Origin of the sequence: Streptomyces mauvecolor (assembly GCF_039532965.1) — a bacterium.
Taxonomy (GTDB): domain Bacteria; phylum Actinomycetota; class Actinomycetes; order Streptomycetales; family Streptomycetaceae; genus Streptomyces; species Streptomyces violascens.
The window spans coordinates 76778-91578 of sequence record NZ_BAAASQ010000010.1 but is presented as its reverse complement, the minus strand read 5'-3'; the positions used below and the strand labels follow the sequence as shown (position 1 = coordinate 91578).

Annotated in this window: 24 protein-coding genes and 2 pseudogenes; 1 reads left to right on the top strand and 25 read right to left on the bottom strand. The window is 67.5% G+C overall.

What is annotated here, in order from left to right; all coding sequences use genetic code 11:
- Positions 1-56: 56 nt before the first annotated feature.
- From rplO to ABD346_RS38630, 25 genes and pseudogenes are all read right to left on the bottom strand, one after another.
- On the bottom strand, positions 57-512 hold the full coding sequence (gene rplO, locus ABD346_RS15365) for a 50S ribosomal protein L15 (protein WP_053727617.1): 456 nt from the start codon (positions 510-512) through the stop codon (positions 57-59).
- A 1-nt stretch (position 513) separates the two neighbouring features.
- Positions 514-696 carry a 50S ribosomal protein L30 gene (gene rpmD / locus ABD346_RS15360; RefSeq protein ID WP_053682614.1) on the bottom strand — a complete coding sequence of 61 codons (183 nt, stop codon included), beginning with the start codon at positions 694-696 and terminating at the stop codon, positions 514-516.
- Positions 696-1298, bottom strand: a complete 603-nt coding sequence (gene rpsE / locus ABD346_RS15355; protein ID WP_189963075.1) for a 30S ribosomal protein S5 — start codon at positions 1296-1298, stop codon at positions 696-698. Before rpsE ends, rpmD begins: the two co-directional genes overlap by 1 nt.
- A gap of 46 nt (positions 1299-1344) precedes the next feature.
- On the bottom strand, positions 1345-1728 hold the full coding sequence (gene rplR / locus ABD346_RS15350; RefSeq protein WP_189963076.1) for a 50S ribosomal protein L18: 384 nt from the start codon (positions 1726-1728) through the stop codon (positions 1345-1347).
- Between the two features lie 3 nt (positions 1729-1731).
- Positions 1732-2271 carry a 50S ribosomal protein L6 gene (gene rplF / locus ABD346_RS15345; RefSeq protein ID WP_189963077.1) on the bottom strand — a complete coding sequence of 180 codons (540 nt, stop codon included), beginning with the start codon at positions 2269-2271 and terminating at the stop codon, positions 1732-1734.
- A 21-nt stretch (positions 2272-2292) separates the two neighbouring features.
- Positions 2293-2691, bottom strand: coding sequence for a 30S ribosomal protein S8 (gene rpsH / locus ABD346_RS15340; RefSeq protein ID WP_003966947.1), 399 nt, complete (start codon positions 2689-2691; stop codon positions 2293-2295).
- A 223-nt stretch (positions 2692-2914) separates the two neighbouring features.
- Positions 2915-3100 (bottom strand): type Z 30S ribosomal protein S14, encoded by a 186-nt coding sequence (locus ABD346_RS15335; protein WP_003956452.1) that lies wholly within the window; start codon positions 3098-3100, stop codon positions 2915-2917.
- Positions 3101-3105: 5 nt separating this feature from the next.
- Positions 3106-3663 carry a 50S ribosomal protein L5 gene (gene rplE / locus ABD346_RS15330; protein ID WP_053727613.1) on the bottom strand — a complete coding sequence of 186 codons (558 nt, stop codon included), beginning with the start codon at positions 3661-3663 and terminating at the stop codon, positions 3106-3108.
- Positions 3663-3986, bottom strand: a complete 324-nt coding sequence (gene rplX / locus ABD346_RS15325) for a 50S ribosomal protein L24 (RefSeq protein WP_053727612.1) — start codon at positions 3984-3986, stop codon at positions 3663-3665. Before rplX ends, rplE begins: the two co-directional genes overlap by 1 nt.
- 2 nt (positions 3987-3988) lie before the next feature.
- Positions 3989-4357, bottom strand: coding sequence for a 50S ribosomal protein L14 (rplN, locus tag ABD346_RS15320; RefSeq protein WP_053727611.1), 369 nt, complete (start codon positions 4355-4357; stop codon positions 3989-3991).
- A gap of 109 nt (positions 4358-4466) precedes the next feature.
- Positions 4467-4751 carry a 30S ribosomal protein S17 gene (rpsQ, locus tag ABD346_RS15315; protein WP_008739702.1) on the bottom strand — a complete coding sequence of 95 codons (285 nt, stop codon included), beginning with the start codon at positions 4749-4751 and terminating at the stop codon, positions 4467-4469.
- Complete coding sequence (rpmC, locus tag ABD346_RS15310; protein WP_003966952.1) at positions 4751-4975, bottom strand: 50S ribosomal protein L29; 225 nt, start codon at positions 4973-4975, stop codon at positions 4751-4753. Before rpmC ends, rpsQ begins: the two co-directional genes overlap by 1 nt.
- Positions 4975-5394 (bottom strand): 50S ribosomal protein L16, encoded by a 420-nt coding sequence (rplP, locus tag ABD346_RS15305; protein ID WP_053727610.1) that lies wholly within the window; start codon positions 5392-5394, stop codon positions 4975-4977. The genes rpmC and rplP overlap by 1 nt, the downstream gene beginning before the upstream one ends.
- 5 nt (positions 5395-5399) lie before the next feature.
- A complete protein-coding gene (gene rpsC / locus ABD346_RS15300; protein WP_053727609.1) occupies positions 5400-6242 on the bottom strand; it encodes a 30S ribosomal protein S3 in 843 nt (280 codons plus the stop codon).
- A complete protein-coding gene (rplV, locus tag ABD346_RS15295; protein WP_030359020.1) occupies positions 6242-6589 on the bottom strand; it encodes a 50S ribosomal protein L22 in 348 nt (115 codons plus the stop codon). The genes rpsC and rplV overlap by 1 nt, the downstream gene beginning before the upstream one ends.
- Before the next feature lie 41 nt (positions 6590-6630).
- On the bottom strand, positions 6631-6912 hold the full coding sequence (rpsS, locus tag ABD346_RS15290; RefSeq protein WP_100578122.1) for a 30S ribosomal protein S19: 282 nt from the start codon (positions 6910-6912) through the stop codon (positions 6631-6633).
- A 12-nt stretch (positions 6913-6924) separates the two neighbouring features.
- Positions 6925-7761 carry a 50S ribosomal protein L2 gene (rplB, locus tag ABD346_RS15285; RefSeq protein ID WP_114037186.1) on the bottom strand — a complete coding sequence of 279 codons (837 nt, stop codon included), beginning with the start codon at positions 7759-7761 and terminating at the stop codon, positions 6925-6927.
- A gap of 39 nt (positions 7762-7800) precedes the next feature.
- Complete coding sequence (rplW, locus tag ABD346_RS15280; RefSeq protein WP_053727606.1) at positions 7801-8115, bottom strand: 50S ribosomal protein L23; 315 nt, start codon at positions 8113-8115, stop codon at positions 7801-7803.
- Positions 8115-8765, bottom strand: coding sequence for a 50S ribosomal protein L4 (gene rplD / locus ABD346_RS15275; RefSeq protein ID WP_344375258.1), 651 nt, complete (start codon positions 8763-8765; stop codon positions 8115-8117). The genes rplW and rplD overlap by 1 nt, the downstream gene beginning before the upstream one ends.
- A 4-nt stretch (positions 8766-8769) precedes the next feature.
- On the bottom strand, positions 8770-9414 hold the full coding sequence (gene rplC / locus ABD346_RS15270; protein WP_344375256.1) for a 50S ribosomal protein L3: 645 nt from the start codon (positions 9412-9414) through the stop codon (positions 8770-8772).
- A gap of 14 nt (positions 9415-9428) precedes the next feature.
- Complete coding sequence (gene rpsJ / locus ABD346_RS15265) at positions 9429-9737, bottom strand: 30S ribosomal protein S10 (protein ID WP_003948644.1); 309 nt, start codon at positions 9735-9737, stop codon at positions 9429-9431.
- Between the two features lie 391 nt (positions 9738-10128).
- The gene (locus tag ABD346_RS15260) at positions 10129-10380 is read right to left on the bottom strand and encodes a hypothetical protein (RefSeq protein WP_344375255.1); all 252 of its coding nucleotides are present in this window, start codon (positions 10378-10380) and stop codon (positions 10129-10131) included.
- Positions 10381-10448: 68 nt separating this feature from the next.
- On the bottom strand, positions 10449-10997 hold the full coding sequence (locus tag ABD346_RS15255) for a type VII secretion system-associated protein (RefSeq protein WP_344375254.1): 549 nt from the start codon (positions 10995-10997) through the stop codon (positions 10449-10451).
- A gap of 159 nt (positions 10998-11156) precedes the next feature.
- Positions 11157-11723 (bottom strand): annotated as a pseudogene (locus ABD346_RS38635) (scabin-related ADP-ribosyltransferase); the annotation flags it as partial.
- A gap of 347 nt (positions 11724-12070) precedes the next feature.
- Positions 12071-12262, bottom strand: a pseudogene (locus tag ABD346_RS38630) (putative T7SS-secreted protein); the annotation flags it as partial.
- A 418-nt stretch (positions 12263-12680) separates the two neighbouring features.
- On the opposite strand from ABD346_RS38630, the gene ABD346_RS15245 reads away from it, so the two are divergent.
- The gene (locus ABD346_RS15245; RefSeq protein ID WP_344375251.1) at positions 12681-14732 is read left to right on the top strand and encodes a PIG-L family deacetylase; all 2052 of its coding nucleotides are present in this window, start codon (positions 12681-12683) and stop codon (positions 14730-14732) included.
- Positions 14733-14801: the final 69 nt, after the last annotated feature.

Here is a 14801-nt window from a genome sequence, read left to right as displayed (position 1 = left end):
GGGGATGCCCCATTTGAGAGGCATCCCCGGTCGGATGTTCAAGCCATCAAGCTGTCTCAGACGAGCTCGGTGACGGTGCCGCCGGCGGCGGCAATCTTCTCCTTGGCGGAGCCGGAGACGGCGTCAACCGAAACCTGCAGCGCCACGGAGATCTCGCCCTGGCCCAGGACCTTGACGAGGCTGTTCTTGCGCACCGCGCCCTTGGCGACCAGGTCGGCCACCGTGACCTCTCCACCCTCGGGGTAGAGAGCGCCGAGCTTGTCCAGGTTCACGACCTGGTACTCGGTGCGGAACGGGTTCTTGAAGCCCTTGAGCTTCGGGAGACGCATGTGGAGGGGCATCTGGCCACCCTCGAAGCGCTCCGGAACCTGGTAGCGGGCCTTCGTACCCTTGGTACCACGACCTGCGGTCTTACCCTTGGACGCCTCACCACGACCCACGCGGGTCTTGGCGGTCTTCGCGCCCGGGGCAGGACGGAGGTTATGGGCCTTCAGCGGGCTGTTCTCACCCATGTCAGTCAACCTCCTCAACCGTCACGAGGTGGCGGACGGTCTGCACCATGCCGCGGAACTCGGGGCGGTCCTCCTTGACAACCACGTCGTTCAGGCGCTTGAGCCCGAGCGAACGCAGGGTGTCGCGGTGGTTCTGCTTGCTGCCGATGTACGACTTCGTCTGCGTGATCTTGAGACGGGCCATTACGCACCCGCTCCCGCACGCGCACGAAGCAGAGCCGCGGGGGCAACGGCCTCGAGGGGCAGACCACGGCGAGCCGCGATCTCCTCGGGACGCTGCAGGCCCTTGAGGGCCTCCACGGTCGCGTGCACGATGTTGATCGCGTTGTCGGAGCCGAGCGACTTCGACAGGATGTCGTGAACGCCGGCGCACTCGAGCACCGCACGCACCGGGCCACCGGCGATAACACCGGTACCGGGGGAAGCAGGCTTCAGCAGGACAACGCCGGCCGCCTTCTCGCCCTGGATCGGGTGCGGGATGGTGCCCTGGATGCGGGGAACCTTGAAGAAGTTCTTCTTGGCTTCCTCGACGCCCTTGGCGATGGCCGCGGGAACTTCCTTGGCCTTGCCGTAACCGACACCTACGGTGCCGTCACCGTCGCCCACCACGACCAGCGCGGTGAAGCTGAAGCGGCGACCACCCTTGACAACCTTGGCAACGCGGTTGATCGCGACAACGCGCTCAACGTAAGCGGTCTTCTCGGCGGCAGCGCCACCGTCGCGACCCTTCCGGTCCCGCCGCTCGCCGCCACCGGCACCGCTTCCGCGGCGCTGGGGTCCAGCCATTGGATTTACCTCTCTCTGTTACGTCCGTTAGTCCCGGAACCGGGGCTTAGAACTTCAGCCCGGCTTCGCGGGCGGCGTCAGCCAGAGCGGCAATGCGCCCGGCGTACCTGTTGCCACCACGGTCGAACACGACGGTCTCGACGCCGGCGGCCTTGGCGCGCTCAGCGACCAGGGCACCGACCTGCTTGGCCTGCGCGGACTTGTCGCCCTCGCCGCCGCGGATCGAAGCGTCCAGAGTCGACGCCGACGCCAGGGTGTGACCCTTGAGGTCGTCGATGACCTGAGCGGTGATACCGCGGTTGGAACGCGTCACGACGAGGCGCGGACGCTCCGCCGTACCCGACACGTGCTTGCGGATGCGGACGTGGCGACGTGCCTTGGCGGCACGCTTGTAAGCGTCGCCCTTGGCGATCTTCACACCGTATGCCATGGCTTACTTACCAGCCTTTCCGACCTTGCGGCGGATGACCTCGCCGGCGTACTTGACACCCTTGGCCTTGTACGGGTCGGGCTTCCGCAGCTTGCGGATGTTGGCGGCGACCTCGCCGACCTTCTGCTTGTCGATGCCCTCGACCGAGAACTTCGTGGGCGACTCGACCTTGAAGGTGATGCCTTCGGGGGCCTCGACGGTGATCGAGTGGCTGTATCCCAGCGCGAACTCCAGGTTGGAGCCCTTCGCCTGGACGCGGTAACCGACACCGCTGATCTCGAGCGCCTTGGTGTATCCCTGGGTCACACCGGTGATCATGTTGGCCACCAGCGTGCGGGACAGGCCGTGCAGGGCCTTGTTCTGACGCTCGTCGTTGGGGCGGGTGACGTTCAGAACGCCGTCCTCACCCTTCACGATCTCGATGGGAGCCGCAACGGCGTGCGTGAGGGAACCCTTGGGGCCCTTCACGTGAACCGTACGGCCATCGATGGTGACGTCCACACCGGCGGGAACCTGGATGGGGAGCTTGCCGATTCGCGACATTAGCTTTTCCTCCGTTCCCGACTACCAGACGTAGGCGAGGACTTCCCCACCTACGCCCTTCTTGCCTGCCTGCTGACCGGTGAGCAGACCGTGCGACGTGGAGATGATCGCCACGCCCAGGCCGCCGAGCACCTTCGGCAGGTTGGTGGACTTCGCGTACACACGCAGACCGGGCTTCGAGATCCGCTTGATGCCCGCGATGGAGCGCTCACGGTTCGGCCCGAACTTCAGCTCGAGGACGAGGTTCTTGCCGACCTCGGCGTCCTCGACCTTCCAGCCGGTGATGAAGCCCTCCTGCTGGAGGATCTCCGCGATGTGCGACTTGATCTTGCTGTGCGGCATCACGACAGAGTCGTGGTACGCCGAGTTTGCGTTACGCAGACGAGTGAGCATGTCTGCGATCGGGTCAGTCATGGTCATGAATCGGCCTTCGGCCTCTCTCGCCGCGGTTTCCTGTATGCGCCATCCCTCTCCCCACTCAGTGGCGGGACGGGTGCGGTGCGGGGACCTACGGCGTAGTAAGTCGTTATGGGCGGCGGACGCCCAACCCCACAAGCCTACGGCATATGGAGGAGGGCATCCGCCGACCAGATACTTACCGAGAGCGTCCGGTAATTCCCAAGTCCCTAAGGACAGAGGGGAATTACCAGGAGCTCTTGGTCACGCCCGGCAGCTCGCCACGGTGAGCCATCTCACGAAGGCACACGCGGCACAGGCCGAACTTGCGGTACACGGAGTGGGGGCGACCGCAGCGCTGGCAGCGGGTGTACGCACGCACACCGAACTTGGGCTTGCGGGCAGCCTTCGCGATGAGAGCCTTCTTCGCCATCTCGCTTACGCCTCCTTGAAGGGGAAGCCGAGGTGACGAAGGAGCGCACGGCCCTCGTCGTCGTTGGTCGCCGTGGTGACCACGGTGATGTCCATACCCCGGGTACGGTCGATCTTGTCCTGGTCGATCTCGTGGAACATGACCTGCTCGGTGAGACCGAAGGTGTAGTTGCCACGGCCGTCGAACTGCTTCGGCGACAGACCACGGAAGTCACGGATACGCGGCAGCGCGAGCGACAGCGTACGGTCCAGGAACTCCCACATGCGGTCACCACGGAGGGTGACGTGGCAGCCGATCGGCTGACCCTCACGCAGCTTGAACTGCGCGATGGACTTGCGGGCCTTGGTGACGGCCGGCTTCTGGCCGGTGATCGTGGTGAGGTCGCGAACCGCGCCATCCATCAGCTTGGAGTCGCGGGCGGCGTCGCCCACACCCATGTTGACCACGATCTTCACGAGGCCGGGAACCTGCATGACGTTCTCGTACGAGAACTCCTCACGCAGCTTGCCCGCGATCTCCTCGCGGTACTTCGTCTTGAGACGCGGAGTGGTGGTGGTAGCCATCAGATGTCCTCACCCGTCCGCTTGGCAACGCGGATCTTGTTGCCCTCGTCGTCGAAGCGGAAACCGACGCGGGTAACGACCTTGTTGCCGTCCTTCTCCACGACGAGCTGAACGTTGCTCACGTGGATCGGGGCCTCGGTCGTCACAATGCCACCGGTCTGCGAACCGCGAGCGGTCTGGCCGGCCTTGGTGTGCTTCTTGACCCGGTTGACACCCTCGACCAGGACGCGGTCCTCGCGGGGGAAGGCCGCGATGACCTTGCCCTGCTTGCCCTTGTCCTTACCGGTGATGACCTGAACCAGGTCGCCCTTCTTGATCTTCATGCTTACAGCACCTCCGGCGCGAGCGAGATGATCTTCATGAACTTCTTCTCGCGCAGCTCCCGGCCCACCGGGCCGAAGATGCGGGTGCCGCGGGGGTCGCCATCGTTCTTGAGGATGACGGCCGCGTTCTCGTCGAAGCGGATGTACGAGCCGTCCTGACGACGACGCTCCTTGACGGTGCGCACGACGACAGCCTTGACGACGTCGCCCTTCTTCACGTTGCCACCGGGGATCGCGTCCTTGACGGTGGCGACGATGACGTCACCGATACCCGCGTAGCGGCGACCGGAGCCACCGAGCACACGGATGCAAAGGATTTCCTTCGCACCAGTGTTGTCGGCGACACGCAGTCGCGACTCCTGCTGGATCACGTCTATCTCCTGATCGTCTGCCGGTTCCCGGCGGGGGCCACGGTCCTCTTACGAGGTGCGGCCCCCGCCGAGCCTGGCGGAACTGACCTGAGGGAAACCCCTCAGATAATTACTTGGCCTTCTCGAGGATCTCGACGATGCGCCAGCGCTTGCTCGCCGACAGCGGACGCGTCTCCATGATGAGGACGCGGTCGCCGACACCGGCAGCGTTCTGCTCGTCGTGCGCCTTGAGCTTGTTCGTACGGCGGATGACCTTGCCGTACAGCGCGTGCTTCACGCGGTCCTCGACAGCGACGACGACGGTCTTGTCCATCTTGTCGCTGACGACGAGACCCTCACGGGTCTTGCGGAAACCGCGCTGCTCAGTCGTCTCAGTCACATTCTTCTCGCTCATCAGGCGCTCTCCACCGTCTCGATGCCCAGCTCGCGCTCGCGCATCAGGGTGTAGATCCGGGCGATGTCCTTACGGACGGACTTGAGCCGACCGTGGTTCTCGAGCTGGCCCGTCGCCGCCTGGAAGCGGAGGTTGAACAGCTCTTCCTTGGCTTCGCGGAGCTTGTTGAGAAGCTCCTCGTCGCCCAGCTCGCGCAGTTCGGACGCCTTGGTTCCGGCCGACATCACGCCTCACCTGCCTCGCGCCGGACGATGCGGCACTTCATCGGGAGCTTGTGAGCAGCTCGGGTGAGCGCCTCACGAGCAATCTTCTCGTTCGGGTAGGACAGCTCGAACATCACCCGGCCCGGGTGGACGTTCGCGACCCACCACTCCGGAGAACCCTTACCGGAACCCATGCGGGTCTCGGCAGGCTTCTTCGTCAGCGGGCGGTCCGGGTAGATGTTGATCCAGACCTTGCCGCCACGCTTGATGTGGCGGGTCATCGCGATACGAGCCGCCTCGATCTGGCGGTTGGTCACGTACGCCGGCGTGAGGGCCTGAATGCCGTACTCGCCGAACGCAACCGTCGTACCACCCTTGGCCATACCGCGGCGCTTGGGGTGGTGCTGCTTGCGGTGCTTGACCCTACGGGGGATCAGCATTTCGGTCAGGCCTCCGTTCCGGTGCTCTCAGCCGGAGCGGCGGCGGCGGGAGCCTCGGCCTTGGGGGCCTCGGCAGCCGGCGCAGCCTGCTGCGGCTTGCGGCCGCGACCGCCACGCTCGCCGCCACGGCCACCGCGGCCACCGGCCGGACGGTCGTTGGCGCCACCACGGGCCGGGCGGTTACCCGCACGGGCCGCTGCGTTCTCGGCGCGAACCTCGGCGATGTTCTTGACGTCGCCCTTGTAGATCCAGACCTTCACGCCGATGCGGCCGAAGGTCGTCTTGGCCTCGAAGAAGCCGTAGTCGATGTTCGCGCGCAGGGTGTGCAGCGGCACACGGCCTTCGCGGTAGAACTCCGAGCGGGACATCTCGGCGCCGCCGAGACGGCCACCGCACTGGATCTTGATGCCCTTGGCGCCGGCCTTCATCGTGCCCTGCATGCTCTTGCGCATGGCACGACGGAAGGAGACGCGGGAGGAGAGCTGCTCGGCAACGGCCTGAGCAACCAGCTGAGCGTCCATCTCGGGGTTCTTGACCTCGAGGATGTTCAGCTGGACCTGCTTGCCCGTGAGCTTCTCGAGGTCGCCGCGGATGCGGTCGGCCTCGGCGCCACGGCGGCCGATGACGATGCCGGGACGCGCGGTGTGGATGTCCACCCGCACGCGGTCACGGGTGCGCTCGATCTCAACCTTCGAGATGCCGGCGCGCTCCATGCCGGACGTCATCATCCGACGGATGGCGACGTCTTCCTTGACGTAGTCCTTGTACAGCTTGTCGGCGTACCAGCGGGACTTGAAGTCCGTGGTGATACCGAGCCGGAACCCATGCGGGTTAACCTTCTGGCCCATTACCGGGTTCCTTCCTTGCTGCTGACGACCACGGTGATGTGGCTGGTCCGCTTACGGATCCGGTAGGCACGGCCCTGAGCACGCGGACGGAACCGCTTCAGGGTCGGGCCCTCGTCCACAAACGCCTCGCTGATGAACAGCGAAGAGGCGTCCGTGTGGTCGTAGTTGTGCGCGGCGTTGGCAATGGCGCTGTCAAGCACCTTGCCTACCGGCACGCTCGCGGCCTGCGGGGCGAAACGCAGGACCGCCTGAGCCTCCGTGGCATCCATGCCACGGATAAGGTCCACCACTCGGCGGGCCTTCATGGGCGTAACGCGGATGTACCGCGCCTGGGCCCTGGCTTCCATGGTTGTCCTTCCAGTGTCTGTCATGGTCATTCCACCCCGCGTTAGCGGCGCTTCGACTTCCGGTCGTCCTTGACGTGGCCGCGGAAGGTGCGAGTCGGCGAGAACTCACCGAGCTTGTGGCCGACCATCGACTCGGAGACAAACACCGGGACGTGGGTCTTGCCGTTGTGCACCGCGATCGTGTGGCCGAGCATGGCCGGGATGATCATCGAGCGACGGGACCAGGTCTTGATGACGTTCTTGGTACCAGCTTCGTTCTGAGCGTCCACCTTCTTTACGAGGTGTCCGTCGACGAAGGGTCCCTTCTTGAGACTGCGCGGCATCTAAACCCGCTCCTAGCGCTTCTTGTTCGTCTTGCGGCGGCGGACGATGTACTTGCTCGATGCCTTCTTCGGCGAGCGAGTACGACCCTCCTTCTGACCCCACGGGGAGACCGGGTGGCGACCACCACTGGTCTTGCCCTCACCACCACCGTGCGGGTGGTCAACCGGGTTCATCGCGACACCGCGGACGGTCGGGCGGACGCCCTTCCAGCGCATGCGGCCGGCCTTGCCCCAGTTGATGTTCGACTGCTCGGCGTTGCCGACCTCGCCGATGGTGGCGCGGCAGCGGGCGTCGACCAGGCGAATTTCGCCGGACGGCATACGAAGGTGGGCCATCGTGCCCTCCTTCGCCAGCAGCTGCACCGAAGCACCCGCGGAGCGGGCGAACTTCGCACCGCCGCCGGGACGCAGCTCGATGGCGTGGATGGTCGTACCGACCGGGATGTTGCGCAGCGCCAGGTTGTTGCCCGGCTTGATGTCGGCCCCGGGGCCGTTCTCAACGCGGTCACCCTGGCTGAGGCCACGGGGCGCGATGATGTAGCGCTTCTCGCCGTCTGCGTAGTGCAGGAGCGCGATGCGCGCGGTGCGGTTCGGGTCGTACTCGATGTGAGCGACCTTGGCCGGCACGCCGTCCTTGTCGTGACGACGGAAGTCGATCACGCGGTAGGCGCGCTTGTGGCCACCGCCCTGGTGACGGACGGTCACACGACCGGTGTTGTTACGGCCGCCCTTGCTGTGCAGGGGGCGGACCAGCGACTTCTCCGGCGTGGACCGCGTGATCTCGACGAAGTCGGCGACGCTGGAGCCACGACGGCCCGGAGTCGTCGGCTTGTACTTGCGGATACCCATTTCTCAGTCCTCGTCCGATATTCGGACCAGGGCGCTCCGTTAGGAGGCCTGGCCGAAGATGTCGATACGGTCGCCCTCAGCAAGGGTCACGATGGCGCGCTTGGTGTCGGCACGCTTGCCGAAACCGGTCTTCGTGCGCTTGCGCTTGCCCTGGCGGTTGATCGTGTTGACCCCGGTGACCTTGACCGAGAAGACCGCTTCCACGGCCTGCTTGATCTGGGTCTTGTTGGAGCCCGGCTTGACGATGAACGTGTACTTGTTCTCGTCGAGCAGCGCGTAGCTCTTCTCGGAAACAACCGGCTTGACAAGAATGTCGCGCGGGTCCGTGAAGGTCTTGCTGGTGATCTCGGCCATCAGGCCTCGCTCCCCTCGTTGTCATCGGCCTTGGGGCCAGACACGAAGGACTCGAAAGCGGCCTGGGTGAAGACCACGTCGTCGGAGACGATCACGTCGTACGTGTTCAGCTGGCCCGGCTCCAGGATGTGGACCTGGGGCAGGTTGCGGGCGGACAGCCACGCGGCCTCTTCGGCGCGGTCGACGACCAGGAGCAGGTTGGCGCGCTCCGAGATCTTGCCGAACAGCGTCTTGGCGGCCTTGGTGGAAGCCGTGCCCTCGACCACGCCGGTGACGACGTGGATGCGGGAGTGGCGCGCCCGGTCGGAGAGGGCACCGCGCAGGGCGGCCGCCTTCATCTTCTTCGGGGTGCGCTGCGAGTAGTCACGCGGCACGGGGCCGTGGACGACGCCACCGCCGGCGAACTGCGGCGCACGGGTCGAACCCTGGCGCGCGCGGCCGGTGCCCTTCTGGCGGTAGGGCTTCTTGCCACCACCGCGGACTTCGCCACGGGTCTTGGTCTTGTGCGTGCCCTGACGGGCAGCTGCCAGCTGAGCGACGACGACCTGGTGGATCAGCGGAACGCTGGTCTTCGCGTCGAAGATCTCCGCGGGGAGCTCGACGGTACCGGCCTTGTCGCCTGCCGGCGAAAGGATGTCAATGGTGCTCATTACCTCAAGCCCCCTTGGCCGCGGTACGGACCAGGACGAGGCCGCCGTTCGGACCGGGGACCGCGCCCTTGATGAGCAGCAGACCCTTCTCCGCGTCAACCGCGTGGATGGTCAGGTTCTGGGTGGTGACACGCTCGTTGCCCATGCGGCCCGCCATGCGGGTGCCCTTGAACACACGGCCAGGGGTGGCGCAGCCACCGATGGAACCGGGCGAGCGGTGCTTGCGCTGCACACCGTGACCGGCGCCCAGGCCCTTGAAGTTGTGACGCTTCATGCCACCGGCGAAGCCCTTGCCCTTGCTCTTGCCCGTGACGTCAACCTTGACGCCGGACTCGAACACCTCGGCAGTGATCTCCTGGCCCAGCGTGTACTCGCTGGCGTCAGGGGTGCGGAGCTCCACCAGGTGGCGGCGCGGGGTCACGTCGGCCTTGGCGAAGTGGCCCTTGAGGGGCTTGTTCACCTTGCGCGGGTCGATCTCGCCGAAGGCGATCTGGACCGACTCGTAGCCGTCGACGTCGTTGGTGCGAACCTGCGTCACGACGCACGGCCCGGCCTTGATGACGGTGACCGGGACAACCCGGTTGTTCTCGTCCCAGACCTGGGTCATGCCGAGCTTCTCGCCCAGGACGCCCTTGATGTTCTTGCTCATCTCGGCCCGTCCCTTCAGAGCTTGATCTCGATGTCGACACCGGCCGGGAGGTCGAGGCGCATCAGCGAGTCAACCGTCTTCGGCGTGGGGTCGAGGATGTCGATGAGGCGCTTGTGCGTGCGCATCTCGAAGTGCTCGCGAGAGTCCTTGTACTTGTGCGGCGACTTGATGACGCAGTACACGTTCTTCTCAGTGGGCAGCGGCACCGGGCCCGCGACCGACGCACCAGTGCGGGTCACCGTCTCGACGATCTTCTTCGCCGAGGAGTCGATGACCTCGTGGTCGTAGGCCTTGAGCCGGATGCGGATCTTCTGTCCCGCCATGGCTACCTAGTAGTCCTTTGTCTCGTAACGCTCTGGAACCCGGGGGATCCACCGACTCCCACCTCCGACCCACGCGGTCGGGCGTGTCGCACTCCCTCTACGCAGAAATCCCATACGGAATTTCCCAACCAAGGGGATGCGGGCCACAGGACCTCGCAGACGGGGGCAGAACACCCACCGGACGCCTGGTTGGAGCCCCGCTGACACTTCCCGGAAGATTCCCGTACGTCCGCCCCTGAGCAGGGACGACGAGTACTGTGGGACTCGCTTCCGGTCCTCCCGGCGGGAGGCGCGCAGCATCGGCACTCAACCGAGCAACCCCGACAGTCTGCCATACAGGGCCATGGCCTGGCCAATCGCAGCCGGGAAGCGTACCCCACGTCACAGGGGCTCACGCATTCGGCACGCGGCTGGGCGCCCCTCGGCGGCATTCCCGCACGTCGACGAGGGTGCCCCGGGCCACATCCGGCCTCCCCCAGAAGTCGCCGACCCGAGTGGCCGCGACCACGACGGGCCGCCCGTCCGCGTCCGGATACGCCTGGTGGAACCCGGAGGCCCACGAGGGCTCGGCCACGAGCCCCGGGGGCCGCTTCAGACGCACGGCCTCGGAGCCGTCGGCGGCGAACACCACGCCGTTGCCCATGGCTGTGCGCGGCGCGCAATCACTTCGACTCCGCTGTTCTCGCAGCCCGTTGAGGGCGTTGAAGGCCGTCAACGCATCGGCGCCCGCACATCCGCCCAAGGGATGCGTACCGACACCCGGCTGTCCGGGTTCAGCTTGAGGGCGACATCCGGCGGCAGGGACGCCAGGAGCTGGGCGCAAGTGACGGGCTGCAGGTGGGGTGCCGCGCTCGGGGCGTGGTTCGGGGCGGTCAGCACGGGCACGAAGCGGCCCTGGGCATCGCTGTACAGGGCCAGCCCGGGTTCGGCCGTCGGCACCAGAAATACCGTCGCTCCGGCCAGGCGCCGGACCACGTCGGCGTCCGGCCCGTGGCCCGTCGCGGCCAGCTGCACCGCCGCGTCGACCGCGTCCGTGGGGACGGGAAGCCCGAGCGCCGTCGGGGACGGCCGATAATGGGGATTGCGCTGGAACACTCCCGGATCGCCCTGCGCATCGACCGGCCAGGCACCGATGACCGCGTACGGCGGAACCGTTCCCCTCGGGTCGTACGCCGGGTCGATGGAGTAGAGCCAGCTACCCGGCGCCCTTTTCGCCTGGGCCCGCAATTCGTCGGTCAGGACGGGTTCCGACGGTGCCATGTTGTTTCCGTTCATTACTGAATCCATCCAATTTTCTCCGTGCAGCGCGATTCGGCTGCTGGGGGCGTCATCGCCCGGTCCTAACGTCCATCCCGGTGGCAGGTCGAGACCGGGGACCGGGGGCGGGGCCGAGGCAACGGGCGGCCGGTAATGGGGATTCGGGGTGAATTTACCCCACTGCCCGTCAGGCGTTCGCTCCCACACCTCCTTGATGTTCTCCGTACGGACAACCCCAGGAAAGGCAACCTCCTGATCCGCGGTTCTGAAATTCTTGGGATGCGAAGCATTCACATCGATGCCGCCCGGCGCATCGACTTCGTATCGGTACTCCGGATACCACCCCAGATCGGCATCGCGAGTTGTTGACACATACGCCTAGTGCGTATTGTTGTCGACGAAGTCTTCCAAATTGGTATTGGAAGGATCCCAGGGGTGAAAACCGTCCCGGAATACCTGGTCCGGATGCCGTGTGTCGAATCGCCAAAGCGGTTCGTCGGAGGTTCGCCAGACGGCGTTCGCCGGGATCTTCGACACGTCCACCGACCGGTCGGCCGCCACCGCGAGCGGATCGGGCTTCTCCGGGGCGGGCGGTGCTTCCGGCTGCCGGGGAATCTCCTCGACCGGATGCCCGGCCGCGCCCTTTTCCGTCCCGGCTCGGGCCGTGTCCTCGACGCCCTCCCGCAGGCCGGCCTGGGCGGTCGACCGCAGCCCGCCGGCAACAAGCATTTCGGGATCGGCGAAGTTGGGAGCCAGCCGCCCGCCGAATTCAAGGGGATCCCGCTTGAAGTCGTTCGGTGGGCGGTCATGGAGACGAGGCCGGTCAGAGTGGTGGCGACGCCCTTCGCGTACTCGGCGGAGTGGAGGAGGTTGTAGGAGTCCTGGGGATTGAGAGTGCGGGCGAAGTTCAGGACGTCGGCAGTGCCCTTCACGACGCCCCCGGCGGCGTGGCCGAGCTCGATCGCGCCCCCGGCCATGACGTCCTGGTAGTCCCTGCCCAGACGGGACAGCGGCGGCGGTTCGGCCGGAGCGGAGGCGAGGGCCGCCCGGACCAGGCCACGCGCCAGGCCCGCGGCATCGTTGCGCTGGCGGCGCGCCTCGGCGAGGGTCTCCTGGGCGCCCTGCTGCTTGACGAGACCCGGGTCGGCGAACGGGCCGGGCCGCGGCCCGGGGTCCTGCCCGCTCCGTACCGTGGCGTTGTACGCGTCGACCTGCTTGTTGTACGCCGCGACCGCCTCCCGGGATTCCTTCTCGCCCTCCCGGTACACCTCGATGGCCTCCTGCGCACGATCCCCACGACTGGCGGGAACACCACCCCGTCCGGGCTCCCCGCATCGAGCGCGACCCCTGCCGGGCCGCCGACCGCGGGCACCATCACGTCCAACAGCCCTGCACCAAGCACCCGGGGTGAGTTCAGGGCGGGTTGGCCGAGGCAGTGCGGGTGCGACGCGGGAGTCGCGATTCGCCCTTCATCACCGGGTACGTTCCCGGCGGCCCCGCCCCGGAGAACCCCGAGCGACGCGACGGCGCAGGCCAGGACGCCGCTCCTCGATGGACGTCACCATCGCCGAGTGGACGCTCTCCACCGAATCCCTGCCCCGCTACGAATAACCCTCTCCACCCCCGCCACCACCCCCTCGGTAGCATCACCGGTGTCCCCCTCGGTACCCAGCGGACGGAACCCACGTGTACGACGTAAGCGGTCGCGCGCAGCGCGGCGGCCGGGGCGGGGTCTCCCGTCGCGCTCTTCTCGGTACCGCGGCCGCCGCCGGGCTCACGGCGAGCGTCGCCGGGTGCTCGGTTCCGGCGGCGCCGCGCGCGGCCCGAACCGCCGACGACACCCCCCTCGCCGCCCCCCGCACCCCCCTCCTCCTCCAGATCCTCGCCCACCCGGACGACGATCTGTACTTCATGAATCCCGACACCCAGCACACCCTCGACTCCGGGGTTCCGCTGGTCAGCGTGTACGTCACCGGCGGGGAGGCCAACGGGGACAACCGGGTGGTCAGCGACACCAGCGCGCCGGTGTACGACAAGGCCGCCTACTCCTCCGCCCGGCACCAGGGGCTGCGGCAGGCCTACGCCACCCTCCTCGGGCTCGACAAGTACACCCCCTGGGAGAAGTCCGTCACCGAGCTGCGCGGCGGGCACCGCGCCGAGGTCAACCGGCTCCAACACCGGGGCCGCAGCGTGGAGTTGGTGTTCCTCAACACCGCCATGCACACCCCGCTCGGGGGGCGGATGGGGCTGCCCGGCCTCTGGGAGGACCACCACCTCCAGCTGCCTGTCGTCATCGCGAAAGGGTCACCGCTCACCCAGGCCAAGGCCTACACCTACGACGACATGGTCGACGTGCTCGCCGGGATCCTCGACGACTACGCGCCCACCCTCGTCCAGACCCTCGACCCCGACCCCGACATCCAGCACAGCTCCCCCGCCAACCGCTCGCACGACTCCGAGCAGCCGGGGTACTCCGATCACGCCGACCACACCGCCGCCGCCTCCTTCGCCTGGGCCGCGATGATCCGGCACGCCGAGCGGGGCAACGCCTTCCTCGCCACCGCCTATCGCGCCTACTACAACCGGCACTGGCCCAAGAACCTCCCCCCGAAGGTGCTCGCCGAGAAGGCCGCACACCTTGTTCCGTACGGCGGGGACAAGGACTGGCAGTGCGGGAATCCCGGCGGCTGCGGGGACTACAACGTCGGCGGGAAGCGGCCCCTCACCAACTGGAAGGGCTGGGTGCGCTCCACCCACTACCGCCACCCCGGCACCCGGCTCGTCCTGTCCGGCGACGGCTCGTACGCCTACGGGGTGCTCGGGATGCGCGCCGTCCGGTGGAGCCGGAACGGCGACGACAGCTGGGGCGACCCCGAGGACCTCGGCGGCTCGCCCCTCGCTCCCGTACTCGGCGGCGCCACCCTCTCCGACGGGCGTCAGATTCTGTTCGGGCTGCGGTTCTCGTCCCTCCAGGGGCGGGCAGGCGCCAATACCCGGGAGATCGTCACGCTCGAACAGGCCTCCCCCGGCGGGAAGTTCGGAGCCTGGCGCGGGCTCGGCAATCCCGAGCGCGGGGACGATCGCGGGCGGCGGATCGGGACTCCGCTCGCCCTCGCCGCGCCGGACGGCCGCGTCCACCTCTTCGTGCGCAACGCCGACCGCGGCATCAGCTCGCGCGTCCGGGAGGCCGACGGCGCCTGGTCCCCCTGGCGCGACCTCGGCGGCGAGTCGGTACAGGAAGGGCTGAGCGGCGTCGTCGACGGGCGCGGGCGCGTGCACGTCTTCGCGGCCGGCGCCGACACCGTGCACCACTGGACCCAGGCCGCCCCGGGCAAGCCCCTCGCCCCCGCCCCATCGCGGCTCCCGCTCGCCGTCGACGCGGTGGCCCCGGTCCCGCTCGGCGACGGCGTACAGCTCCTGTACCGCACGTCCGCCGACGCCAGCAAGGCCCTCCAGGACCCCGGCTCCCCCGCCTCCCCGCACCTCACGTCCATAGAGGTGAACGGCCGCCCCGCCAAGCCCGTCGCGCTCGACGGGTACGGACCGGTCGGCGCCACAAGCGGGTTCGTGCTGGGTGCGGACGAGAAGGGGATCGTTCAACTGGCCCGGGAACAAAGGGTGTTCAAGCGCACCCGGGGTGCCGTACCCGTCGGCCTTCCCACCCTGTACGTACGGGACGGGCGCGCGCTCGCCGTCGGGCTCGGGGTCGACGCCCGGCCGTGGTCCTGGCGGCCGTAGAAACCCCGGCGACCCGGAGAACCCCCGGCGGCCCGGCCGCAAGACCCCGGGCAACGCGAAGAGCCCCGC